Origin of the sequence: Streptomyces sp. NPDC046716, assembly GCF_040645755.1 — a bacterium.
Lineage (GTDB): Bacteria > Actinomycetota > Actinomycetes > Streptomycetales > Streptomycetaceae > Streptomyces.
The window spans coordinates 41,468-64,940 of the sequence record NZ_JBEYYU010000038.1 but is presented as its reverse complement, the minus strand read 5'-3'; the positions used below and the strand labels follow the sequence as shown (position 1 = coordinate 64,940).

Sequence of the window (23,473 nt, the reverse complement as noted above, 5' to 3'; positions counted from 1 at the left end):
GTACGCTGTCTGGCGCCATGCCGTACGAAGCCCCCACCCACACCGTCGAGCGCTCATTGCGCGCCACCACCGGTGCCAAGATCATTGCCGGTGTCGACGAGGTCGGCCGCGGTGCCTGGGCCGGACCGGTCACCGTCTGTGCCGCCGTCACGGGGCTGCGCCGCCCGCCCGAGGGTCTCACCGACTCCAAGCTGATCAGTCCCAAGCGCCGTGAGACGCTCGCGGACGAGCTGGAGGGCTGGGTCACCGCGCATGCCCTGGGGCACGCGTCCCACGACGAGATCGACGACCTCGGCATGACGGCGGCTCTCCGCCTCGCGGCCGTCCGGGCTCTCGAGAGCCTGCCCGTGCGGCCCGACGCCGTCATCCTCGACGGGAAGCACGACTACCTGGGTGCTCCCTGGCAGGTCCGTACGGTGATCAAGGGTGACCGTTCCTGCATCTCCGTCGCCGCGGCGTCGGTGATCGCCAAGGTTCGTCGCGACAAAATGATGGCCGAACTGGGCCTCGACCATGCAGACTTCGGGTTTGCGGCCAACGCCGGATACCCGTCGCCGGTGCATCGCGCCGCGCTGGAGGAGCGGGGGCCCACCCCGTACCACCGGCTTTCGTGGGCGTATCTTGATGCGCTGCCCCAGTGGCGGCACCTCAAGAAGGCCCGCAGTTGGGCGGAGGCAAGCGCTCCAGAGATCGAAGGTCAGCTCGGCTTCGACTTCTGATTCTTGCGTTCGCACTGTTGTGCCACCCGCTGGCGCGAACCACACCCGCGTTTGATAGATATCAACCCATGCCTCTCATTCCCGAGGAGCCTCAGATTCACGAGAGCGCCCAGGGTCCCCGCGCCACGCCGGCCAGCAGCCGCACCGCGCCGACCCCCCGTCCTGTTCCCGGCCCGCGTCCCGCGGCGTCGTCGCGACCCGGTCGTCCGGGTCCTGCAAGGCCCGCACCGCCCGCGCAGCGCACGCCGCGCGAGCCGGTCGGGTCTCCCACGCCGGGGCCGAACGCCCCTGCCATCCCTTCGACTTCGGCCGCCCAGCCGCAGATCCAGCTCATTCCGGCCTCGGCCGAGGGTGCGCTGGACGCCGCTGAGGAAGCCCTTGACCTGCTGCTCGACACCGGTCGCGCGCCGGGCGAAGTGCTGGTGATCACCACTGGTGACCCGCACCCGTGGGCCGCGCACGAGCTGTCGTTCGGCGAGGCCGCCTACTGGGCTCAGCACGACGCGGGCGACGACGTCTTCTACGCCGATGCCGCTGCCCTGGACCGGGCCGCCGCGCGCCCGGTGGTCGTCGTCGCCCTGAACGGCGGCGTCGACGAGACGGCCGCGACCGCACTGCCGCTCGCGCTCGGCCGGGCCGGTGCCCTGCTGGTCGTCTGCGGCGACCCGCAGCGCATCAACTCGCTGCTCGGCGCCGGGGTCTGACGCGCGGCTTGCCGGCTGCCCGCACCGGTCGACGGTGACCGGGGAGCCCGGCAGGCCCACGCGCGGCCCCGGCCGCGCGTTCTAGCGTGCTGCGGCGCGGCGGAGCATCTCCGTCGCGGCGCCGCCGGTGCGCGGCGCGGACTGCTCGCTGCCGCCGAGCACCTCGGCCACGGAGCCGAGGCTGGGGCGGCGGCCGCCGCGGCCCTCACCGAGCACCTGCCAGCCGTCACGAGTCATCGTGATGTACGCACCACAGCGAAGACCGTGCAGCGTGCAGGCATCGCGCAGCCCCCACATCCACGCACCGTCCTCCTCCGTCCAGTGGGTGTCCCCCTCGCGGCAGTAGAGCAGGACGGCGGTACGGACCGGGGTGCGCCGACGCAGGTCGTGCGGGATGACCCGGCGCAGCTGGGACAGCAGGGCGTTGCGGAACGTCCAGCCGTCGGTGCCGTCCTCACGGCGTGTGAACGACGCGCTGGCGCGCAGCCGTTCCTCCGGGTCGAGCACCGCCACGACGGCGGTGCGCGGGATCGGTCGGTGGCGGGCGTGCAGGCCGCTGACAACCTCGCGCGGATTGCGCAGCAGGGGAATTCCGGCTGCCGCCCACTCCGCGGGTTCCAGCAGCCTGGTCGGTCGGTCGATGGAATCTGCGGACCTCTCGGCGCGCATCGAGGACGCGGGTATCGATGTCGCCGAGGACGGAGCGAATCCGAAGGTCACGATCCTCCCTTCGGCTACACGCCACCCTGGAGGGCAGGCGGGGTCGGACTGGGGGGCGCACCGCGGTACAGCTCTATCCGGGCCACGGGGGAGCCGCGCGGGGAGCGGCTCCAATTCTTCCCGTCGTACTGGCGCACGGCAACGAGCAATTAGGGCTCGGGACCGGAATTTGGCGATGCGTCGCCTATATCCCTGCCCAAAGGTTGTGCCATGGATGCCTGAGTCAGCCCTGTACCGCGAGGACCAGCGGCAACACCCCCTCCGCACCGGCCCGGCGCAGCAGGCGCGCGGCCATCGCCAGCGTCCAGCCGGTCTCCATGAAGTCGTCCACGAGCAGCACCGGGCCGCCCGCGTGTGCCAGCGCTTCGGCCAGCTGGGGCGAGAGCGTCAGGGTGCCGTCGAGGGCGCGCAGCCGCTGCGCGCTGTTGCTTCGCGGGATGTGCGCGGTGTCGCTGCCCGGTGCGTACTCGATCCGTCCCAGCAGGGGCATCCGGCCCACCTGGGCGATGCCCGCGCCGAGAGAGTCGATGAGCTGCGGCCGGGTGTGCGAGGCCATGGTGACGACTCCCACCGGGCGCGGTGGTGCGTCAGCGGCGTCGGACGCCCAGCCGCCGGGGCCCTTGGCCCAGTCGGCCAGCACCTCCACCACGGCCCGTGCCACGTCGTCGGGGACCGGTCCGTCCTGGGCCTGCGGTGTGAGCATGGGGCGCAGCCGGTTGCCCCAGCCGATGTCGGAGAGGCGGCCGAGCGCGCGGCCCGGCCCCGCCTGCTCGCCCGCCGGGATACGGCCCTTGAGGTCGATGCCGACCGCGGCGAGCCCTGTGGGCCACATCTTGCGGGGCTCCACCTCCACGCCGGGGCGCCCGAGCTCGCCGCGTGCCGAGTCCAGCGCCGCCGTCGAGACCGAGGTGGTGAACCGGCCCTCCGCGCAGTTGTCGCAGCGGCCGCAGGGAGCGGCCTCTTCGTCGTCCAGCTGCCGGCGCAGGAACTCCATCCGGCAGCCGGTCGTCGTCGCGTACTCGCGCATCGCCTGCTGCTCGGCCTCACGCTGCTTGGCGACCCATGCGTAGCGCTCGGTGTCGTAGATCCAGGGCTGTCCCGTGGCGATCCAGCCGCCCTTCACGCGGTGCACGGCGCCGTCCACGTCCAGGACCTTGAGCATGGTCTCCAGGCGCGAGCGGCGCAGCTCCACCAGAGGTTCGAGAGCCGGTAGCGAGAGCGGCCGGTCGGACTGGGCCAGCACGTCCAGCGTGCGGCGCACCTGCTCCTCCGGCGGGAAGGCGAGGGAGGCGAAGTAGCGCCAGATCGCCTCGTCCTCCTTGCCGGGCAGCAGCAGCACCTCGGCGTGCTCGACCCCGCGCCCGGCGCGTCCCACCTGCTGGTAGTACGCGATGGGCGACGACGGGGATCCGAGGTGGACGACGAAGCCGAGGTCCGGCTTGTCGAATCCCATGCCGAGTGCGGAGGTCGCGACCAGGGCCTTCACCCGGTTCGCCAGCAGGTCCTCTTCCGCCTGCTGCCGGTCCGCGTTCTCGGTCTTTCCCGTGTACGAGGTCACGACGTGCCCGCACTGACGCAGATATGCGGTGACCTCCTCGGCGGCGGCGACCGTGAGGGTGTAGATGATCCCGGACCCCGGCAGCTCGCTCAGATGGTCGGCCAGCCAGGCCAGTCGGTGCGCGGCGTCGGGCAGCTGCAGCACTCCGAGGCTGAGGCTCTCGCGGTCGAGCGGGCCGCGGAGCACGAGTGCGTCCGAGCCGCCGCCGGTGCCGAGCTGCTCGGCGACGTCGGCCGTCACCCGTGCGTTCGCCGTCGCGGTCGTGGCCAGCACCGGGACGCCCTGCGGCAGGTCGGCGAGCATCGTGCGCAGCCGACGGTAGTCGGGGCGGAAGTCGTGGCCCCAGTCGGAGATGCAGTGTGCCTCGTCGACGACGAGGAGGCCGGTGGCCGCGGACAGCTGAGGCAGCACGTTGTCCCGGAAGTCGGGGTTGTTCAGCCGCTCCGGGCTGACCAGGAGCACGTCCACGTCGCCCGACGCGACCTCGGCGCGCACGGAGTCCCACTCCTCCGTGTTGGACGAGTTGATCGTCCGGGCGCGGATACCGGCCCGCTCCGCCGCCTCCACCTGGTTGCGCATCAGGGCGAGCAGTGGAGAGACGATCACCGTCGGGCCGCTGCCCCGCTCGCGCAGCAGAGCCGTGGCGACGAAGTACACCGCGGACTTGCCCCAGCCGGTGCGCTGCACGACCAGAGCGCGTCTGTGATCGGCGACCAGCGCCTCGATCGCCCGCCACTGGTCCTCGCGCAGCCGGGCCGTGCCGCTGGCGTCTCCGACGAGGCGGGCCAGCACGGTGTCGGCCGCGGTCCGCAGATCTTCGTTGCTCATGCCCCCATGCAACCCGATGGCACTGACATCGCGCGAATGAGTCCGCCGAGCTGTGGACAACTCATGTCGTGTCCCTGATCGAGGTTATCCACAGGTCAAAACGGAATCGTGCGATCCGGTGCATGGTCCTCGCATGACGAATCACATCGAGCCCGTCGGAACGTCCGGCGCGGCCAAGATCACTCTGCGCACTGCCGGCGAACTGGCGGAGGCGCTGCCGTACTTGCTCGGGTTCCGGCCCGACGACAGCATCGTTCTCGTCGCCCTGTACAAAGGGCGGTTCGGCGGACGGGTGCGACTGGGCATCCCCGAGCGATCCGAGGACTGGCCCTCCGTCGCGCAGCAGCTGGCCCGCTGTCTGGTCGGCGGATGCGAGCGAAGGGACGGGCGGCCGGACAGCGTCGTCGCGTTCCTCTGCCAGGACGCGTCGGCCCGGAGGGCAGCGCCCGTACCATCGGTCGTGGAGCGCCTGCGCCCCCTCGCCCAACTGCTGCGGACCGAGTGCGGCGTACTGGACGTACCGGTGACCGAGGCGCTCTGCCTCTCCGACGGGCGGTACTGGAGCTACTGCTGCCCGCGCCCCGACTGCTGCCCGCCCGAGGGCAACACCATCGCGGCCGACGGCACCTCGGTGATGGCGGCGACGGCCGCCTACGCGGGCATTCACGTGCGACAGTCCGTGGCCGAGCTGACAGCGCGGCTCGCGCCCCTGGAGACGGCCCTCGTCCCCGACCAGACCCGTGCCCTGGACGCGGCGGCGATGGATCTCGTGCCGCGAATCCTCGCCGGCGCCCCGCGCGAGGAAGTGGAGGCGCAGACCCTGAGCCTGGCCCGGCTCGTCCTGGGGCGCCTCGCAGACGCCCCGGGCGTCGACGACGCACTGGACGCGGACCTGAGGGACGACGAACTACTGGCGCACGACGAGGCCGCCGCCCTCATCCTGGGCCTCCAGGACAGGATGACCAGGGACCGCGTGGCCGAGTGGATGGAGGGCGATGAGGCCCCTGCGGCACTGCGCCTGTGGCGGGCCCTGGCCAGGCGGTGCGTCGGAGGGTACGGCGAGCATGCGGCGGCGCCGCTGACCCTCGCCGGCTGGGTGGCCTGGTCGCTCGGCGACACCGTCGAGGCGGACCACGCGCTGGAGATGGCGCTCAGCGTCGATCCGCACTACAAGTTCGCCCGACTGCTCAACGAGGCCCGCTCCGAAGGAGTCGATCCGGAGCCGGTGCGGCAGTCCCTGCGCCGGATCCGTGCGGACCGGGAGGCCGAGCCCGCGACGAGCGAGGTGACGGTCGGCGACGCCGCGGGGTCGACGCCCACGGAGCCCGGGACCGCCGACGGCACGACCGATGAGGCTGTGGCGGGCCCGGTTCCGGAAGCCGTGGGCGAGGAGGCCAGGAGCCCGGCCGTCGTGGTGCCGGGCGGCGTGGAGGACCCGGGGATCTCCCGGGCGGCCCGTGGCCTGGCGGCGGCGCTGCGTCGCAGGGGCGAGCGGCGTTCGGGAGCGGGCACCCGACCCGCCCGGGCGGGGACGCGGGCGTCACGAAGGCCCGCGGGGCGCCGCACGGGACGTCCGCAATCCCGGGGCGACGGATGAGCGGGATCGCGGCCGGGGGCGGGCCGCGGTGGTTCATGGCGCTGTGGCGTTACTTGGGGCGGGGGCGCTCCGTTCACCTGAGGAGCGGGAGCGACGGCCGGGCCGCACCGCTCTCCTCCTCAGGTTCAGTCGCCCGGCAGCATGCCGGCGCCTCGCGCGACCGCGCGCGAAAGGAGGCGCCCCATGCGGGAGTTGAAGCCATGGCTCATCACCCCCGGCGGCAGCCCCATATTCCCAGCCGTGCTCAGGGCCGGGTTGAGGTACGTCCCCTGTCCGGTGGACGCTGCGGCTCATCCCTCGGACGGCGGACGGCCGGCGGCAGAGGAGCCGCGAGCAGGAGGAGTGAGGCCGTGACGTCCGACGCGACATGGCCGCCTACGCGCTCGGCACCGGACGAGGACCACCGGCTGGACCGCCTCGCCGAAGCGCGCGCAGTGCCTCAGCCGCAGGCCCACGCCAGGCCGGACGCGGCGCCGAACAGACCCGCTCGGTTGCCGTCTCCGACCTCTGCCTCCGCATCCACCCCGCGTCGAAGCGGCGAACTTCCGCCCACGCACAGGTCGTTGATCTGCGTGGCCCTGCCCGGACTCGCGATCTCCTCGGACCAGGGCCAGCTGACCGCACAGGGACTGGAGGGCTTCTACCGCGCAGGACGGCGGCTGCTCTCCCGCTGCCAGATCCGCGTGTTCGGCCGTGAGCCAGTGGCGGTGCAGGCTCGTATGGTCTCCGCCGACCGGGCCCGCTTCATGGCCGTGGTGCGGGCGTCCCCCGACGCCGGGCCCGACCCGGACATCGTCGTGCAGCGGATCCGGCACGCCGACGGCACGGAGCGGATCACGCTCCAGAGCTCGGCGCTGCGGCCCCTGCGGGTTCCCCTGGAGGTGTCCCTCAGCACGGACCTGGCCGAACTCGGTGCGGTCGCCGCCGGACAGCCCGGGCGGGAGCTGCCCGCGATGGTCCACGACGCCGGACTGCGCTGGTCCTCGCCCACCTGCCACGCCGTGGTCACCGCGGCACCGGCGCCCACGGACGCGCTCGCCTCCGCGGGCCTGCTCCGCTGGGAGTTCGAGCTGCCTCCGGGCGGTGTCCGCACCGTAGAGCTGCGGATTCGTGCGGACGGCGCGGGCAGCGGCAGGAGCGCGGGCCACAGCACGGTCCGGCCGTTCGCCGGAGCCCGGGCGCACGGCGACGACCCACGGGTGGAGCCGCTGCTGCGGACCTGTGCCGACGACCTTCAGGCGCTGCTGGTGCGCGACCCCGGACATCCGTCGGACGTCCACCTCGCGGCGGGGGCGCCCTGGCGGTGCGGCCCGGCTCCGGCGGAGTCGCTGGCCGCCGCCAGAATGGCGCTCCCCCTCGGCACCCGGCTGGCCGCCGGCACGCTGCGCGCGCTCGCCCGCACGCAACTGACGCGGCCAGGAGCGGAATTCGGCCGCCTTCCCGGACCGTTGCGGCATGCGGGCCCCCAGATCCCGCCCAGCTGCACCGGTATCGAGGCCACCCTGCTGTTCCCGGTGCTCCTCGCGGAGGCCAGACGATGGGGCCTCGCGGAGCAGGAGACCGCCGAGTTGCTTCCCGCCGCCGAGCGGTGTCTGCAGTGGCTGCGCACCAGCGCCCGCGAAGGGCCGTACGTGCCGGATCCGGGCCCGGGCGGCCCGCTGCGCTGCGAGACGCAGGCGCACGCGCACCGTGCCGCGCTGATCGGTGCGGACCTGCTCGACGCGTACGGCAGGCCAGGAGCCGGGGAGCTGCGCCAGTGGGCGGAGGAGCTGAGACGTCGATTCAGAGAGGACTTCTGGGTGGACGACCGGGGCGGTGGCCGACCCGCGGCGGCCCGCACCGCCTCCGGCCGCCCGATCTCGCACCTGGGCAGCGGCGCCGCGCATCTGCTGGACACCGGACTGCTGGGCGGCGGCACCTGTGCACCGGGCCTCCTGGACAAGGTGCAGACCGAGCAGTTGGCGCGGCTGTTCGGCAGCCCCGGGCTCGACTCGGGGTGGGGGCTGCGCACCCTCGAGCTCAAGGAGCCGCTGTACAACCCGTTCGGGCACCGGACCGGCGCGGTACGGGTGCACGAGACAGCCGTGGCGGTCGCCGGCCTGTCCGCGGCCGGATACGAGAAGGAAGCCGCGTCCCTGCTGCGCGGCACCCTGGCCGCGGCGGAGGCGTTCGCCCTCCGGCTGCCCGAGATGTACGCGGGGGAGCAGCGAGTCGAGGGCGGAGCTCCGTTGGCGCATCCCGCAGCCTGCAGACCCGCCGCCGTGGCCGCGGCCGCGGGCGTACATCTGCTGGCCACCCTCGTCGGTATCCGCCCGGACGTGCCCGCCGGGACGGTGGCGCTGTCACCCGTGCGCGGGGCGCCGCTCGGTGAGCTGGGTCTGACGGGACTGAGCGTCGGCGGACACGCGTTCTCCGCGCGGGTCAGCCGACTGGGACTCGGGATGGTCGAGGAGGCGGCGGACAGTCTGCAATTGGGGGTGTGACGGCTCGGGAAGAGGCTCCGGCGTCCCGGCGGCGGGCGTCGATCAAGTGGGGAACCACAGGCGAAGGGAGTGTTTATCGTCAGGCAGACGACTATGATCGTTCCATGTCGCCCTACGACCCGTCGGCGCCCTACGACCCGTCGGCCTTCCCGCCTTTCGCAGTCACCGTCGACCTGGTCGTGCTGACCGTGCGCCGTCACGCCCTGTGCGCGCTGGCGGTGCGGCGTGGGGAGCCGCCGTTCCAGGGGCGCTGGGCCCTGCCCGGTGGATTCGTACGGGACGACGAGGACCTGACCGCGGCGGCCGCGCGCGAGCTGTCCGAGGAGACGGGCCTGTGCGCCCACGACCCGGACGCGCCCGCGCAGGACAACGGCGCGCACCTCGAACAACTGGCCACCTACGGCGATCCGAAACGGGACCCGCGGATGCGTGTGGTCAGCGTCGCTCACCTGGCGCTCGCCCCCGACCTGCCGGCGCCGCGGGCCGGCGGAGACGCGCACAGCGCCCGCTGGGCGCCGGTCGAGGCGCTGTTGAACCAGAGCGGGTACGGACGCGAGGGTGAGCAGACCGAGCCGCTCGCCTTCGACCACGCCAGGATCCTGGCCGACGGGGTGGAGCGGGCCCGCTCGAAGATCGAGTACTCCTCGCTCGCCACGGCCTTCTGCCCTCCGGAGTTCACCGTGGGAGAGCTGCGCCGGGTCTACGAAGCGGTGTGGGGCGTCGCGCTCGACCCGCGCAACTTCCACCGCAAGGTGACGGGGACGCCCGGCTTCCTGGTGCCCACCGGTGGAACGACGACGCGCCAGGGAGGCCGTCCCGCCCAGCTCTTCCGCGCGGGCGGTGCCACGCTGCTCAATCCGCCGATGCTGCGGCCCGAGGTCTGACCAACTCGCGGGCACCGCGCCGTCGTTCGGCACACGGCTCTTGGCGTCAGGGCGGGGGCGAAATTTCGGTCGGCCGTTTTTCGGACGTTCGCGCCGTCACCCTGCCCTAAATGACAGAAATGTCGCGTTATCTTGCTGTGGTACCCACGGGGTTCGCCTGCCAGGGAACCGGCGGACGGGCCCCGGCCGCCGAGCGGTCGCCCATCCTGCGAGAGAAGCGATGATCCAGGCCATCGGACTGACCAGCACCGCCCGCAAGGAGAGTCCGCCCGCGGTCGACGACGTGTCCTTCGAGGCCGCCACGGGCCGTGTGACAGCCCTGCTCGGCGCCCGAGGCGCGGGCAAGACGACCACGGTGCGGCTGATGCTCGAACTCCAACAGGGCCGTGGCATCACCTACTTCAGAGGCCGCCCCCTGCACCGCATCACCCACCCGGCACGTGAAGTGGGCGTGCTTCTCGGTGATGTGCCGGGGCATCCGGCCCGTACCGTCCGCGGCCAACTGCGCATGCTCTGCTCCGCGGCCGGCGTCCCCGTCCAGCGCGCGGACGAGGTGCTGGAGGTCGTGGGGCTCGTGAGCCTGCGCGATCTGCGGCTCGGCACTCTGTCGCGCGGCATGGACCGGCGGCTCGGCCTGGCCTGCGCGCTGCTCGCCGACCCGCACACCTTGGTCCTCGACGGCCCGGCGGACGGCCTGTCGATCCGTGAGGGCAAGTGGCTGCACGGGATCCTGCGGGCGCACGCGACCGTCGGCGGCACGGTGCTGTTCACCACCGACGACGCCAAGGAGGCGGCGCGGACCGCCGACCATGTCGTCACCCTCGACGCCGGCAGAGTGATTGCCGACCAGGATGTCGCAGCCTTCGCCCGCACCAGGCTGCGGCCCCGGGTCGCCGTCCGCAGCCCGCACGCCGCGCGGCTCGGCGTCCTGCTGACCAAGGAGGCCCGCACGGCGAAACGCTCCGTCGAGGTCGTCACCGAGGACGGCAGCCGCCTGTCGGTCTACGGCAGCAGCTGCGCGGACGTGGGCGAGACCGCGTTCCGGCACAACATCCTCGTGCACCAACTCGCCGACGAGGCCGGGGACGCGGGGCCCCTGGTGGCGTTGTCCCCCCTTGCCGATGCGGACGCTGGCGCCGCCGCCGGTGTGGCCGATGTCGCAGCCGACGACCCGGCGGACCGGGCCCTTACCGCCCCCTCCGGTGGGCAAGCGGCTGCCGAGGCCGACGCCCCCGCTCCGGGCCGCACCCATGCCCGCTCCCTCACTCCCGCGGCCGAGCCGTCAGCAGCCACCAGCACCTTCGTGCCGCTCGCCGGCGCCACGTCGCCGTCCGGGAGCACCGGGACCGGCTCGGCCGGCGAACACCGAGAGGGCGTCGCGAGCAGCGCTCGAACGCCCGCCGCGGCACTGCCCGCGCTGCCGCCCCCCATCACGGTCCGCCTCGCACGCAGCCCCCTGCGCCCGCTCCGCTACGAGCTGCGCCGGGCCACCGGCATCGCCACCGGCTACGTCACCGTGGCACTCGTCGTCGCCGTCTCCGGGCTCATCGCCGTACTGCTCGCCCGCGCGGGACACACACCGCAACCGCGGCTCCTGGCCGCATGGCCCCAGGCGCTGCCCCTGCCGCCCGCCGCCGTGGGAGCGGGGCTGCTCGGGGCCTTCGCCTTCGGCGACGAGTTCCGCCACCCCGCCCTCGCCGCCGACCGCGGCACGGTCCCGCACCGCCTGGGGCTTCTCGCGGCCAAGCTGGCCGTCGGCGCGGCGACAGCCGTCCTGATGGCCGCCCTCGTCGTCGGCTGCGACGCCGCGCTGCTCCACCTCGTATACGGACAGGAGCTCACGCAGGTTCCCGCCGACTGGCTTTCGCTGAGCGCGAGTTGGATCGTCCTGGTCGTGGCGTGCGCGTGGGCCGGGGTGCTGGCGTCCGGAGTCTTCCGCTCCACGGCCGCCGGTCTCGCCGCCGTGGTGGCGGTTCCGATCGTCATCGTGCCACTCGTACAAAAGGCCCTCGAGGGACCATCTGTGCGAACAGCGGCCGGGCTGCCGGGACGGCTCCGAGAACTCGCGCTGCTGCACTGGCCCTTCGGCGCGGAGCGGTTCGTCGCGGCCGGAGTACGCATGATCGCTCAACCTGTGGGCGGTGCGCTCTTGTTGTCGCTGACCGCGCTGCTCTGCGCATATCTGCTCGCGGTGCTGCGTCCCAAGGTGCGTTGACGGCCGTCCGGAGCCTTCCGGCGCTCCTCTGTTCGCAACTCCTTCTGGAAAGCCCATTTCTTTCCGATAAGGCGTCAATTGCGGCGAGGGCGGCGATCACCCTTTCGTGTGCTTTTCACCAAAGACCTCAAGGGAGTTGGGAACAGCGCCGACAACAGATTCCGTGAGTACCCTTGCGCACACCATGATGACCGCCGCCCGCTCCGCCGACTCCGGCCTCGCCGGACCGGGCGAACTCGACCGCTACCCGTTCCCGGAGTCGGCCGCCGACAGAGTCGGTGCCTCCGCCTGGGACAGCACGGACCATGAACTGGGCCGCGTCGGCCGGCGCCCCACGGGCAACCGGGGCCGCGGTCTGCACGGTCAACTCGTTCAGCAGCTGGGGCAGATGATCGTCTCCGGCGACCTGGGCGCCGACCGCCCGCTGGTGCCCGAGGAGATCGGCCAGCGTTTCGAGGTGTCCCGTACTGTCGTCCGCGAATCCCTTCGCGTACTCGAGGCCAAGGGCCTGGTCAGCGCCCGGCCGAACGTCGGCACGCGCGTGCGTCCGGTCAGCGACTGGAACCTCTTGGACCCGGACATCATCGAGTGGCGCGCCTTCGGCCCGCAGCGCGACGACCAGCGCCGTGAGCTGAACGAGTTGCGCTGGACGATCGAACCGCTCGCCGCGCGGCTCGCCGCCGGCCACGGCCGTGAGGACGTGCAGCAGCGCCTTGCCGACATGGTCGAGATCATGGGTCACGCCCTGAGCCAGGGGGACGCGATCACCTTCTCCCGGGCCGATGCCGAGTTCCACTCGCTGCTGATCCAGCTCGCCGGCAACCGGATGCTGGAGCACCTCTCCGGCATCGTCTCGTCCGCCCTTCAGGTCTCCGGCGGTCCCGTCACCGGCTGTGACCGTCCGAACGAGACGGCGATCGGCCACCACGCGCGCATCGTCGACGCGCTCGCCGCGGGGGACGGCACCGGTGCCGAGGCCGCGATGCGCCACCTGCTCACCGTCCACCCCGAGGGGGAGCGCGTGGTTCCGGCCCCGCGCGAGCACTGAGCGCGCGGAGCGCCGCCAGAAGAGAAGCCGCGACCAGGTGTCGCCGGACGGCCCCGCCGCCTGCCTCGAGCACGGGGAAGCGGGGCGCGATCCGGCGACTCGGTCGTTGAGGGATTCGCCGGGCCTTGGTGCCGGGTTCGTCGAGGGACTGCGGACGCTCGCGGGGTGACCGCATCTGCCCGTATCCGTCAGTTTTTGACCGCTTACGGGGTGTGACTCGGGCCACGCAGATTGGGCGTAACGCTCCTCGGGGCAGCGCGATGACCTAAGAGGTGACAGCCGAGGAGGGAATACGGCAGCCGCTTGCGGCGCTGACTATCTCCCCGGTCCCCGCCCACGCCGTCGGCCCATCCCCAAGCCGGCGGTCGTCGGCTCCGGTCCACACAGGACGGGGCCGGAAGCCGTTTTCCAACGTTCCGAGAGGTTGTTCGTGTCGGCCAGCACATCCCGTACGCTCCCGCCGGAGATCGCCGAATCCGTCTCTGTCATGGCGCTCATTGAGCGGGGAAAGGCTGATGGCCAGATCGCCGGCGACGACGTGCGCCGTGCGTTCGAAGCCGACCAGATTCCGGCCACTCAGTGGAAGAACGTTCTGCGCAGCCTCAACCAGATCCTCGAGGAAGAGGGTGTGACGCTGATGGTCAGTGCCGCTGAGCCCAAGCGTCCCCGAAAGAGCGTCGCAGCCAAGAGTCCGGTCAAGCGCACCGCCACCAAGACTGTCGCGGCCAAGACGGTCACCGCCAAGAGGGTCGCTGCGACCACCACTCCCGAGTCGACGACCTCCGAGGCCGCCGCCGAGGAAGCCGCGCCCGCGAAGAAGGCCGTGGCGAAGAAGGCGACCGCCAAGAAGGCCACCGCCAAGAAGACCGTCGCCAAGAAGACCGCCGCCAAGAAGACGGCGGGCAAGAAGGACGACGAGCTTCTCGAGGACGAGTCGGCCGAGGAGACCCCCGCAGCCACCAAGGGTGACGGCGAGGAGACTCCCGAGGGCCAGGGCTTCGTCCTGTCGGACGAGGACGAGGACGACGCGCCTGCCCAGCAGGTCGCCGCCGCCGGCGCCACCGCCGACCCCGTCAAGGACTACCTGAAGCAGATCGGCAAGGTCCCGCTGCTCAACGCCGAGCAGGAGGTCGAGCTCGCCAAGCGCATCGAGGCCGGCCTGTTCGCCGAGGACAAGCTGGCCAACGCCGACAAGCTCGCACCCAAGCTCAAGCGCGAGCTGGAGATCATCGCCGAGGACGGCCGCCGCGCCAAGAACCACCTCCTGGAGGCCAACCTCCGTCTGGTGGTCTCCCTGGCGAAGCGCTACACCGGCCGCGGCATGCTCTTCCTGGACCTCATCCAGGAGGGCAACCTCGGTCTGATCCGCGCGGTCGAGAAGTTCGACTACACCAAGGGCTACAAGTTCTCCACGTACGCCACCTGGTGGATCCGTCAGGCGATCACCCGCGCCATGGCCGACCAGGCCCGCACCATCCGTATCCCGGTGCACATGGTCGAGGTCATCAACAAGCTCGCGCGTGTGCAGCGCCAGATGCTCCAGGACCTGGGCCGCGAGCCCACCCCGGAGGAGCTGGCCAAGGAACTCGACATGACCCCCGAGAAGGTCATCGAGGTCCAGAAGTACGGCCGTGAGCCGATCTCCCTCCACACCCCCCTGGGTGAGGACGGCGACAGCGAGTTCGGTGACCTCATCGAGGACTCCGAGGCCGTGGTTCCCGCCGACGCGGTCAGCTTCACGCTCCTCCAGGAGCAGCTGCACTCGGTGCTCGACACCCTCTCCGAGCGCGAGGCGGGCGTCGTCTCGATGCGCTTCGGTCTCACCGACGGTCAGCCGAAGACCCTCGACGAGATCGGCAAGGTCTACGGCGTCACGCGCGAGCGCATCCGTCAGATCGAGTCCAAGACGATGTCGAAGCTGCGTCACCCGTCGCGTTCGCAGGTCCTGCGCGACTACCTCGACTAGTCACAGGCTCCTGTACGTCCATCAGAAGGCCCGGCACTCCTCTCGCGAGGGAGAGTGCCGGGCCTTCTGCGTGCGTGGCTGTGGGTCGATCCTCGCGGTGCGTGCGACCCCCCGGTGAATCACTCTGGGTGTGCCACTGCAACTCAGAGTGAGGAGACCGTATGAGTCGTCCCTTCGCGAGAGCGCTGACCGCGTCGCTGACCGTCCTGGCCGCCGCGGCCGCGCTGCCCGCGTCCTCGGCGGCGCCCGCGGCCGCCGACGGCGGGATCATCGGCGGCCGTCAGGTCCAGGTGTCCGACAGTCCGTGGACGGTAGCCCTCTCCAGTCGTGACCGGTTCGGGGGTACGCGCGCGGGACAGTTCTGTGGGGGTGTGGTCGTCGCGCGGACCACGGTTCTCACCGCCGCGCACTGCATGAGCCAGGGTGTGCTCGGGGTGGCGCGCGACGAGGTGCGCGATCTCAAGGTGATCGCCGGGCGCAGCGATCTGCGCGCGGACGAGGGCGCGGAGATCCCCGTCCGGGAGGCGTGGGTCAACCCGGACTACGACGGGTCCACCAACGCGGGAGACGTGGCGGTCCTCACACTGGCCACACCGCTGCCCGAGGGATACGTCCTCCCGATGGCGGACGAGGGCGACCCCGCCTACGAGCCCGGCACGCGGGCCGAGGTCTACGGGTGGGGCGACACGACGGGTGCGGGTGACTATCCGCGCACTCTGCGTGCCGCGCGGGTCCACGTGCTGCCGGACTCGGTGTGCCAGGAGGCGTACCCGGGCAGCTCGGACGGCACGTACCTGCCTGCCTCGATGCTGTGCGCGGGCGAGTCGCGTGGCGGCAAGGACGCCTGTCAGGGGGACAGCGGCGGCCCGCTGGTCGCCCGCGGGAAGCTGATCGGCCTCGTGTCCTGGGGAAGCGGCTGCGGGCGGGCGGGAAGCCCCGGTGTCTACACGCGGGTCTCGGACGTGCTGCGCGTGCTGCGCAAGCACTCCTGACGCGTCACGCACGCGGACATGAGGACGGGCGGCCATCCCTGGGTGCAGGGATGGCCGCCCGATTACCGGCCTGGTGCCGTTGCTGGCTCGTCGTGGATGCGAGGCGTCAGCGTTCCTCGGTGTCGGCGCTTGCCGGAGCGGCGGTGAGTCGCTCCGTCTCGTCCTGTATCTCAGCGGCGATCTTCTTGAGTTCCGGCTCGAACTTGCGACCGTGGTGGGCGCAGAAGAGCAGTTCACCACCGCTGATGAGAACGACGCGCAGATATGCCTGGGCGCCGCAACGGTCACAGCGGTCAGCGGCCGTCAGCGGGCTCGCGGGGGTCAGAACAGTAGTCACGTCGCCTCTTCTCTAGCTCGACGAGCTGTCGTACCAGGGTCAACATCCAACCAGGCCGAAAACGTTCCCGCTCGCGGCTTTTCCTCGAAAATTTTCTCCGAGGCCGGCCAGGTGCTGCCGGGTGGCGGCGAATGTGCCGTATTGCGTCTCTTACGAGTCCTACGGGTTCGCGCGTTCTGTCAGGTCGGTCCTCCCCGGCCGGCTTGCCGGTTGTTCATGAGGACGTGCCCGGAGCCTAAATGGTTCATGCCTGGAAGGGAACGTGATGTGTGCTTCACTCCATCGAGGGATCGAACACGCATGCGACCTTGGATTAGTCTGTGCGTGAGGTGAGGGTGGCGTGACAACGGCTCTACCAGGCCTCGGTAGGCTCTGGGCGTCGACCGACGCCGGCCCCTTACCCACAAGGGCCCCATCTGAAATTCAGCGAGGAGCGAACCGCGTGACCGCCGAAACGTCCGTGCCGTCCACAGCGCTGCTGACCGGAGCAGACCGGGACGGTTCCAACTACACCGCGCGGCACCTCCTCGTCCTCGAGGGGCTCGAGGCCGTACGCAAGCGTCCGGGCATGTACATCGGCTCGACCGACAGCCGCGGTCTCATGCACTGCCTCTGGGAGATCATCGACAATTCCGTCGACGAGGCTCTCGGTGGCTACTGCGACCACATCGAGGTGATCCTGCACGACGACGGCTCCGTCGAGGTGCGGGACAACGGCCGCGGCATCCCCGTGGACGTCGAGCCCAAGACCGGCCTCTCCGGAGTCGAGGTCGTCATGACCAAGCTCCACGCGGGCGGCAAGTTCGGCGGCGGCTCGTACGCCGCCTCCGGCGGCCTGCACGGCGTGGGCGCCTCGGTGGTGAACGCGCTGTCGGCGCGTCTCGACGTCGAGGTCGACCGCGGCGGGCACACGCACGCGATCAGCTTCCGGCGCGGCGTCCCCGGCGCCTTCTCCAAGCCCGGCCCCGAGGCTCCGTTCGACCCCGCCGCCCGCCTGAGCAAGATCAAGAAGGTCCCGAAGGCCCGCCAGGGCACGCGCGTGCGCTACTGGGCGGACCGGCAGATCTTCCTGAAGGACGCCAAGCTCTCCCTGGAGAACCTGCACCAGCGTGCCCGCCAGACGGCCTTCCTGGTGCCGGGGCTCACCATCGTCGTACGGGACGAGTTCGGTCTCGGCGAGGGCGGCAGCAAGGGCGAGGAATCCTTCCGTTTCGACGGCGGCATCAGCGAGTTCTGCGAGTACCTGGCGCAGGACAAGCCGGTGTGCGACGTCCTCCGCCTGACCGGGCAGGGCACCTTCAAGGAGACCGTCCCCGTGCTCGACGAGCACGGCCAGATGACGCCGACCGAGGTGCAGCGCGACCTCGCCGTCGACGTCGCGATGCGCTGGGGCACCGGCTACGACACGACCATCAGGTCGTTCGTGAACATCATCGCGACCCCCAAGGGCGGCACCCACGTCACCGGCTTCGAGCGCTCGCTCACGAAGACGATGAACGAGGTGCTGCGTGCCCAGAAGCTGCTGCGCGTCGCCGAGGACGACATCGTCAAGGACGACGCCCTCGAGGGGCTGACGGCCGTCGTCACGGTGCGCCTCGCGGAGCCGCAGTTCGAGGGCCAGACCAAGGAGGTCCTCGGCACCTCGGCGGCGAACCGGATCGTCGCCAATGTGATCGCCAAGGAACTCAAGGCGTTCCTGACGTCCACCAAGCGCGACGCCAAGGCGCAGGCCCGTTCCGTCATGGAGAAGGCCGTCGCCGCGGCCCGCACGCGTATCGCGGCTCGCCAGCACAAGGACGCGCAGCGCCGCAAGACGGCCCTGGAGTCGTCGTCGCTGCCCGCGAAGCTCGCGGACTGCCGCAGCGACGACGTGGAGCGCAGCGAGCTCTTCATCGTCGAGGGCGACTCGGCGCTCGGCACCGCAAAGCTCGCCCGGAACTCAGAGTTCCAGGCGCTGCTGCCGATCCGCGGCAAGATCCTCAACGTTCAGAAGTCGTCCGTCTCGGACATGCTGAAGAACGTCGAGTGCGGCGCGATCATCCAGGTCATAGGAGCCGGGTCGGGCCGGACCTTCGACATCGACGCGGCGCGGTACGGCAAGATCATCCTGCTCGTCGACGCCGACGTCGACGGCGCCCACATCCGCACGCTGCTGCTGACGCTGTTCCAGCGCTACATGCGGCCGATGATCGAGGCCGGGCGCGTCTTCGCGGCTGTGCCGCCGCTGCACCGCATCGAACTGGTCCAGCCGAAGAAGGGCCAGGACAAGTACGTCTACACGTACTCGGACCGCGAGCTGCGCGAGACGCTGCTCGAGTTCCAGCGCAAGGGCGTCCGCTACAAGGACTCCATCCAGCGCTACAAGGGCCTGGGCGAGATGGACGCCGACCAGCTGGCCGAGACCACCATGGACCCGCGCCACCGCACGCTCCGCCGGATCAACATCGGCGAGCTGGAGGCGGCGGAGCAGGTCTTCGATCTGCTGATGGGCAACGACGTGGCGCCGCGCAAGGAGTTCATCAGCAGCTCCGCAGCGACCCTCGACCGCTCGCGCATCGACGCCTGACCAGCGCGGTACCGGGGGCGCGCCGTGCGGCGCGCCCCTTTCGCGTGGTCCGGGGCTCCACCCATGGGTGGAGCCGCACGATCCACCCACGATCCACCCTGGCTCCGATCTCCTGACCTGCACTCTTCCGTAGCGTCGACGGTGTTGAACCACTCCGCTCCGACCGCTCCACGGAGGCAGTCATGTCCGGGCCGACCGAAGTACTCGTGATCGTCGCCGCCGTCGCGCTCGTCCTCGTGCGTCAGTTCAGGACCGAGCGCCTGGCGATGGACCGCAAGTGGTGGCTGCTGCCCCTGATCCTCGGATTCGTGGCCGTGAGGGACGGCTCCCTCATGGACCCGCGGCACACCGCGGCCTCGGTGGTCCTGCTCGCCGTCGAGGTGGTGGTCAGCATCGGCATAGGGATCGGTTGGGCGTTCACCACGCGTGTCTGGGCCGATGAGCAGGGGGACATCTGGACCAAGGGCACGGCGGCCACCGCCGGCACCTGGGTCGGGGGCATGGCGGCCCGGGCGGCCGTCGTCGGGGTCGGCCTGGCGATGGGCGTCCACCTCGGCAGTTCCTCGTTCCTGCTGGGCTTCGCCCTCTCGCTCCTGGCCCGTACCGGAGTCCTGATGTGGCGGGCCGGCCATCAGCAGGCGGCGTACGTTGGTGCTGTCCCGCAGCCGGTGGGGGAGGGGCGCAGGTGAATCCCGGTCTCTGGACGACGTGGCCCACGCGGGAGGCGCTCTCCCGTGTGGGGCGGACGCGCGCCCGGCGCTGGCTCTCCTGGGCGGTGCGGATCGCCCTGGTGGGCACGCTGCTGTGGACCGCGGTGGCACAGCGCGATGTGGGCCCGTGGGCCGTCGCGGCCGCCCCTGTGGGACTGATCGCCTGTGCGGCGGCGACCTGGGGCTTCTACTGGACGACACTGGCCCATCGGCTGTGGCCCTCGCTCGGCCTGCTCGCACTGCTTCTGCTGGCCGCGGTGGCGGCGCACGGTATCGGATTCCTCGGGCCCGCCACCCTGCTGTGGTGCGGCTGCGCCGTCACCGCACTCCAGCGCTTGCCGCTGCTCGCCGCGGTTCCCTCCGCCGGCGTCGCGCTCGCCGGTTTCGCGGTCGTCAATCAGGACCCCTGGCTCACGACCGCGGCGATCATGGCGGGACTGTGCCTGTCCGGCTATGTGGTGCGCCTCGACGCCGAAGCCAGAGGCGGCGCGCAGCGCCTGCTGGTGCAGGAGCGGGCGGCCAGGGCCGCGGAGGCCGAATCGGCGGCCCTCGCCGAGCGGGCACGGATCGCCCGGGAGATCCACGACGTTCTCGCGCACAGCCTCTCCGCCCAGCTCGTCCACCTGGAGGCGGCACGGCTCCTCATCGAGCGCGGCGCCGACCGGGAGCAGATCCTCGACCGGGTCGTGGCGGCACGCGGCATGGCGCGCGACGGGCTCACCGAGACCCGGCAGGCGCTGTCGGCGCTGCGCGGCGAGATGACGCCGCTGGAGGAGTTCCTCGAAGGGCTGGTCGCGTCCGCGGACGGCGCCACCCTCACGGTGGAGGGCGAGCGCCGGCGGCTGCCCGCGGAGGCCTCGCAGGCGGTGCGCAGAGTCGCGCAGGAAGCGCTGACGAACGTACGCAAGCACGCTCCGGGAGCCAGGGCGGCGATGCGGCTGACGTACGGGACCCGCGAAGTCGCCCTGGAGACAAGGGACTCGGGGGCGACTCGGCAGCACGAGGAGCTCACTGTCAGTGGTTCCGGCTACGGTCTGTTGGGGATGAGGGAGCGTGCCGAGTTGCTGGGCGGGACGCTGGAGGCAGGGCCGTACGAGGGGGGTTTCGTGGTCACGTTGAAGGTGCCCCTGTGAGCGGGGCAGAGGCGGGGGAGCGCGGGGGCAGGCCGTCGGCCCGCGTGCTGGTGGTCGACGACCAGACGGTGGTGCGCGAAGGCATCGTGATGCTTCTCGGACTGTTGCCGGGAATCGAGGTGGTCGGCGCCGCGGGCGACGGCGAGGAGGCGTTGGCGCGCGTGGCCGAGCTGGCGCCGGACGTCGTTCTGATGGATCTGCGCATGCCGCGCTGCGACGGGGTCGAGGCGACCCGGCGGATCAGAGCCCGGCATCCGGGAACCCAGGTCGTCATTCTGACCACCTATGCCGACGACGAGTCGCTGTTCCCCGCTCTCACAGCCGGAGCGCGCGGATATCTCACCAAGGACGCCAGTGGTGAAGAGATCGTCCAGGCCGTCGAAAATGTGCTGTCCGGTGACGCGGGGCTCTCCCCGAAGATCCAGCGGAGGCTGCTGGAGCGGCTGGCGCGTACCGAGCCCGTCGCGCCGCCCGGACCGAAGGAGCCGCCGGACGGACTTACGGCCCGGGAGGCGGAAGTCATCCGGCTCATCGCGGACGGACTGACGAATCAGGAGATCGCCCGCACCCTCCATGTCTCCACCGCGACGGTGAAAACGCACATTAATAATTTGTTCGCCAAAACAGGCCTCAAGGACCGTGCGCAGGCGGTGCGTTACGCATATCGGCACGGGCTTGCGAACCTTCCGGAAACTAACCGCATTTCGCCATCACCTAATGGGGTGAACGACTTGTGAGCTGAGTCCAGGATCTTCCCGATCTGTCCATCCTTGGCAGGCGGCCGCAGTGGGCCGCGGACAAGGAGAGTTCGGTGGAGAAGCAAGACGGGTGCGAGACGGCGCAGCCCCGGGCCGGTGATCGCGGTGGAGTCAGCGATCCCTGGTACGACGCGCTGGCCTCGGGGTGGGGCGATGTGGACGGTACCGGCGCGCCGGCGCCTGCCGTACCCGCCCAGCCCGTGCCGGGGCAGCGGAGTGCGGCGGGCATCTACCTGGAAGTGCAGCGCAGCGACGCCTTCCAAGAAGTGCGCAGGCGTTATCGGAGGTTCGTCGTTCCCGCGTGCGCCGTCTTCTTCGCCTGGTACGTGGCGTACGTGGTGGCTGCCACGACCGCGCCGGGCCTGATGGCCCAGCGGGTCACCGGCGCGGTGAACGTCGCGATGGTGGCGGGGCTCGGGCAGTTCGCCAGCACGTTCCTGCTGACGTGGCTGTACGTGCGTCACGCGCGGCTGCGCCGCGACCGTCCCGCGCTCGAACTGCGCTGGGACACACAGGAGATGACCCGCGGTATCGGCAACTCCGCGAGCAAGAACGGTTCGGCTCACGGCGAGGGTGGTCAGTGGTGACCGGGACGCATCAGACCCTGGCCCTGGTGCTGTTCAGCGCCTTCGTGGCGGTGACGCTGGGGATCACGACATGGGTGAGCCGCAATCGGCACGGATCGGCGGAGGAGTTCTACGCCGGCGGCCGACTCTTCTCCCCCATGGAGAACGGTTTTGCCATCGCCGGTGACTACATGTCGGCGGCCTCCTTCCTCGGCATCTCGGGAGTGATCGCGCTCTTCGGGTACGACGGGCTGCTCTACTCCGTGGGCTTCCTCGTGGCCTGGCTCGTGGTGCTCTTCCTGGTGGCCGAACTGGTCCGCAACTGCGGGCGGTTCACCCTCGCCGACGTCGTCGCGGCGCGGATGCGGGAGCGTCCGGTGCGCATCGCGGCGGGAACGTCCTCGGTCACCGTGTCCGTTCTCTATCTGGTGGCGCAGATGGTGGGTGCGGGCAGCCTCGTCGCGCTGCTGCTCGGCGGAGAGAGCGGGGGCGCGCAGGCCTGGACCGTCGTCGGCGTCGGCGCGCTCATGGTGATCTATGTGTCGATGGGAGGGATGCGGGCCACCACCTGGATCCAGATCGTGAAGGCCGTTCTGCTCATGGGCGGCACGATCGCCCTGACGGTGCTCGTCCTGGCGCGATTCCACGGTGACTTCGACCAGTTGCTGCGCGCCGCCGCGGCCCGCAGCGGGCACGGTTCCGACTTCCTCGTGCCCGGTCTGAAGTACGGCGGAAGCTGGACCGCGCGCTTCGACTTCATCAGCCTGGGCCTCGCGCTGGTCCTCGGCACGGCAGGTCTGCCGCACATCCTGTCGCGCTTCTACACGGTGCCGACGGCGCGGGCCGCACGCCGTTCCGTCGTCTGGTCCATCGGACTCATCGGCAGCTTCTACCTGATGACGATCGTGCTCGGATTCGGCGCGGCCGCCATCGTGGGCTCCACCGCGGTACGGGAGTCGAACGCGGCGGGGAACACGGCGGTCCCGCTGCTCGCCCTCGACCTGGGCGGCGGTGCCAACTCCACGGGCGGCACGGTGCTGTTCGCGGTCGTCGCCGCGGTCGCCTTCGCCACGATCCTCGCCGTCGTCGCCGGGATCACGCTGGCCTCCTCCGCGTCCGTCGCACACGACCTGTACGCCTCCCTGCGGCGGCGTGACCGGACCGGAAAGCCGGTGGGCAAGCAGCGCAGCGAGGTCGCGGTAGCACGTGTCGCCGCGGCCGGCATCGGTGTGCTCGCCATCGCGCTCGGACTGCTCGCGCGCGATCTGAACGTGGCCTTCCTGGTCGGCCTGGCCTTCGCCGTGGCCGCGTCCGCCAACCTGCCGGTGCTGCTGTACTCGCTGTTCTGGCGGAACTTCACGACGCGCGGCGCGGTGTGGTCGGTGTACGGCGGCCTGGTGCCCGCGCTGCTGCTGGTCGTGCTGTCACCGGTGGTCTCGGGCAGCCCGACCTCCCTGTTCCCGGGGGTGGACTTCCAGTACTTCCCGCTGGAGAACCCCGGGCTCGTCTCCATCCCGCTGGGCTTCCTGGCGGGCTGGATGGGCACCGTGACCTCGCACGAGCCGCCGGACGACGCCAAGCACGCGGAGACCGAGGTGCGGGCGCTCACCGGCGCGGGCGCCGTGTGAGCGCACGGCCCCGACGGACCGCACCAGCCGCAGGCGGACCGTCGGGGCCGCTCTCGGGGTG

At 71.3% G+C, this 23,473-nt stretch carries 18 protein-coding genes; 15 read left to right on the top strand and 3 right to left on the bottom strand.

The features are described 5' to 3' along the window. Positions 1 to 17: 17 nt before the first annotated feature. Together ABZ930_RS26365 and ABZ930_RS26360 are read left to right on the top strand one after the other, a co-directional pair. Positions 18 to 719 carry a ribonuclease HII gene (locus ABZ930_RS26365; protein ID WP_111662572.1) on the top strand — a complete coding sequence of 234 codons (702 nt, stop codon included), beginning with the start codon at positions 18 to 20 and terminating at the stop codon, positions 717 to 719. Positions 720 to 787: 68 nt separating this feature from the next. Next, positions 788 to 1,423, top strand: coding sequence for a hypothetical protein (locus tag ABZ930_RS26360; RefSeq protein ID WP_361552460.1), 636 nt, complete (start codon positions 788 to 790; stop codon positions 1,421 to 1,423). Between the two features lie 81 nt (positions 1,424 to 1,504). On the opposite strand, the gene ABZ930_RS26355 is transcribed toward ABZ930_RS26360, so the two are convergent. Next, the gene (locus ABZ930_RS26355) at positions 1,505 to 2,143 is read right to left on the bottom strand and encodes a hypothetical protein (protein ID WP_361552457.1); all 639 of its coding nucleotides are present in this window, start codon (positions 2,141 to 2,143) and stop codon (positions 1,505 to 1,507) included. Between the two features lie 223 nt (positions 2,144 to 2,366). Next, a complete protein-coding gene (locus ABZ930_RS26350) occupies positions 2,367 to 4,529 on the bottom strand; it encodes a RecQ family ATP-dependent DNA helicase (RefSeq protein WP_361552454.1) in 2,163 nt (720 codons plus the stop codon). A 133-nt stretch (positions 4,530 to 4,662) separates the two neighbouring features. Here ABZ930_RS26350 and ABZ930_RS26345 point away from each other — a divergent pair, with 133 nt between their 5' ends. The 7 genes from ABZ930_RS26345 to ABZ930_RS26315 all read left to right on the top strand — a co-directional run bounded on the left by ABZ930_RS26345 (position 4,663) and on the right by ABZ930_RS26315 (position 15,714). Further along, on the top strand, positions 4,663 to 6,126 hold the full coding sequence (locus ABZ930_RS26345) for a DUF4192 domain-containing protein (RefSeq protein ID WP_361552451.1): 1,464 nt from the start codon (positions 4,663 to 4,665) through the stop codon (positions 6,124 to 6,126). 563 nt (positions 6,127 to 6,689) lie between these two features. Continuing rightward, positions 6,690 to 8,609, top strand: a complete 1,920-nt coding sequence (locus ABZ930_RS26340) for a glycogen debranching N-terminal domain-containing protein (protein WP_361552448.1) — start codon at positions 6,690 to 6,692, stop codon at positions 8,607 to 8,609. A 104-nt stretch (positions 8,610 to 8,713) separates the two neighbouring features. Further along, the gene (locus tag ABZ930_RS26335) at positions 8,714 to 9,493 is read left to right on the top strand and encodes an NUDIX hydrolase (RefSeq protein WP_361552445.1); all 780 of its coding nucleotides are present in this window, start codon (positions 8,714 to 8,716) and stop codon (positions 9,491 to 9,493) included. 220 nt (positions 9,494 to 9,713) lie between these two features. After that, positions 9,714 to 11,708 carry an ATP-binding cassette domain-containing protein gene (locus ABZ930_RS26330; RefSeq protein ID WP_361552443.1) on the top strand — a complete coding sequence of 665 codons (1,995 nt, stop codon included), beginning with the start codon at positions 9,714 to 9,716 and terminating at the stop codon, positions 11,706 to 11,708. A 163-nt stretch (positions 11,709 to 11,871) separates the two neighbouring features. Further along, the gene (locus ABZ930_RS26325; protein WP_361552441.1) at positions 11,872 to 12,756 is read left to right on the top strand and encodes a FadR/GntR family transcriptional regulator; all 885 of its coding nucleotides are present in this window, start codon (positions 11,872 to 11,874) and stop codon (positions 12,754 to 12,756) included. Between the two features lie 430 nt (positions 12,757 to 13,186). Further along, the gene (locus ABZ930_RS26320; protein ID WP_361552439.1) at positions 13,187 to 14,722 is read left to right on the top strand and encodes an RNA polymerase sigma factor; all 1,536 of its coding nucleotides are present in this window, start codon (positions 13,187 to 13,189) and stop codon (positions 14,720 to 14,722) included. Between the two features lie 161 nt (positions 14,723 to 14,883). After that, positions 14,884 to 15,714 (top strand): serine protease, encoded by an 831-nt coding sequence (locus ABZ930_RS26315; protein WP_361552437.1) that lies wholly within the window; start codon positions 14,884 to 14,886, stop codon positions 15,712 to 15,714. Between the two features lie 106 nt (positions 15,715 to 15,820). Here ABZ930_RS26315 and ABZ930_RS26310 read toward each other — a convergent pair whose 3' ends face one another. Beyond that, a complete protein-coding gene (locus tag ABZ930_RS26310) occupies positions 15,821 to 16,051 on the bottom strand; it encodes a hypothetical protein (protein ID WP_111662563.1) in 231 nt (76 codons plus the stop codon). Positions 16,052 to 16,493: 442 nt separating this feature from the next. On the opposite strand from ABZ930_RS26310, the gene ABZ930_RS26305 reads away from it, so the two are divergent. The 6 genes from ABZ930_RS26305 (at position 16,494) to ABZ930_RS26280 (ending at position 23,412) form a co-directional block, all read left to right on the top strand. After that, positions 16,494 to 18,617: a DNA topoisomerase IV subunit B gene (locus ABZ930_RS26305; RefSeq protein ID WP_361552433.1), complete on the top strand. Its 2,124-nt coding sequence runs from the start codon at positions 16,494 to 16,496 to the stop codon at positions 18,615 to 18,617. 182 nt (positions 18,618 to 18,799) lie between these two features. After that, positions 18,800 to 19,306: a DUF1453 domain-containing protein gene (locus ABZ930_RS26300; protein ID WP_361552430.1), complete on the top strand. Its 507-nt coding sequence runs from the start codon at positions 18,800 to 18,802 to the stop codon at positions 19,304 to 19,306. Further along, positions 19,303 to 20,460 carry a histidine kinase gene (locus tag ABZ930_RS26295; protein ID WP_361552427.1) on the top strand — a complete coding sequence of 386 codons (1,158 nt, stop codon included), beginning with the start codon at positions 19,303 to 19,305 and terminating at the stop codon, positions 20,458 to 20,460. The genes ABZ930_RS26300 and ABZ930_RS26295 overlap by 4 nt, the downstream gene beginning before the upstream one ends. Continuing rightward, positions 20,457 to 21,197 (top strand): response regulator transcription factor, encoded by a 741-nt coding sequence (locus ABZ930_RS26290; RefSeq protein WP_361552424.1) that lies wholly within the window; start codon positions 20,457 to 20,459, stop codon positions 21,195 to 21,197. Before ABZ930_RS26295 ends, ABZ930_RS26290 begins: the two co-directional genes overlap by 4 nt. Positions 21,198 to 21,271: 74 nt before the next feature. Next, a complete protein-coding gene (locus tag ABZ930_RS26285) occupies positions 21,272 to 21,805 on the top strand; it encodes a DUF485 domain-containing protein (protein WP_361552421.1) in 534 nt (177 codons plus the stop codon). Next, the gene (locus ABZ930_RS26280; RefSeq protein ID WP_361552418.1) at positions 21,802 to 23,412 is read left to right on the top strand and encodes a cation acetate symporter; all 1,611 of its coding nucleotides are present in this window, start codon (positions 21,802 to 21,804) and stop codon (positions 23,410 to 23,412) included. Before ABZ930_RS26285 ends, ABZ930_RS26280 begins: the two co-directional genes overlap by 4 nt. Positions 23,413 to 23,473 lie beyond the last annotated feature (61 nt).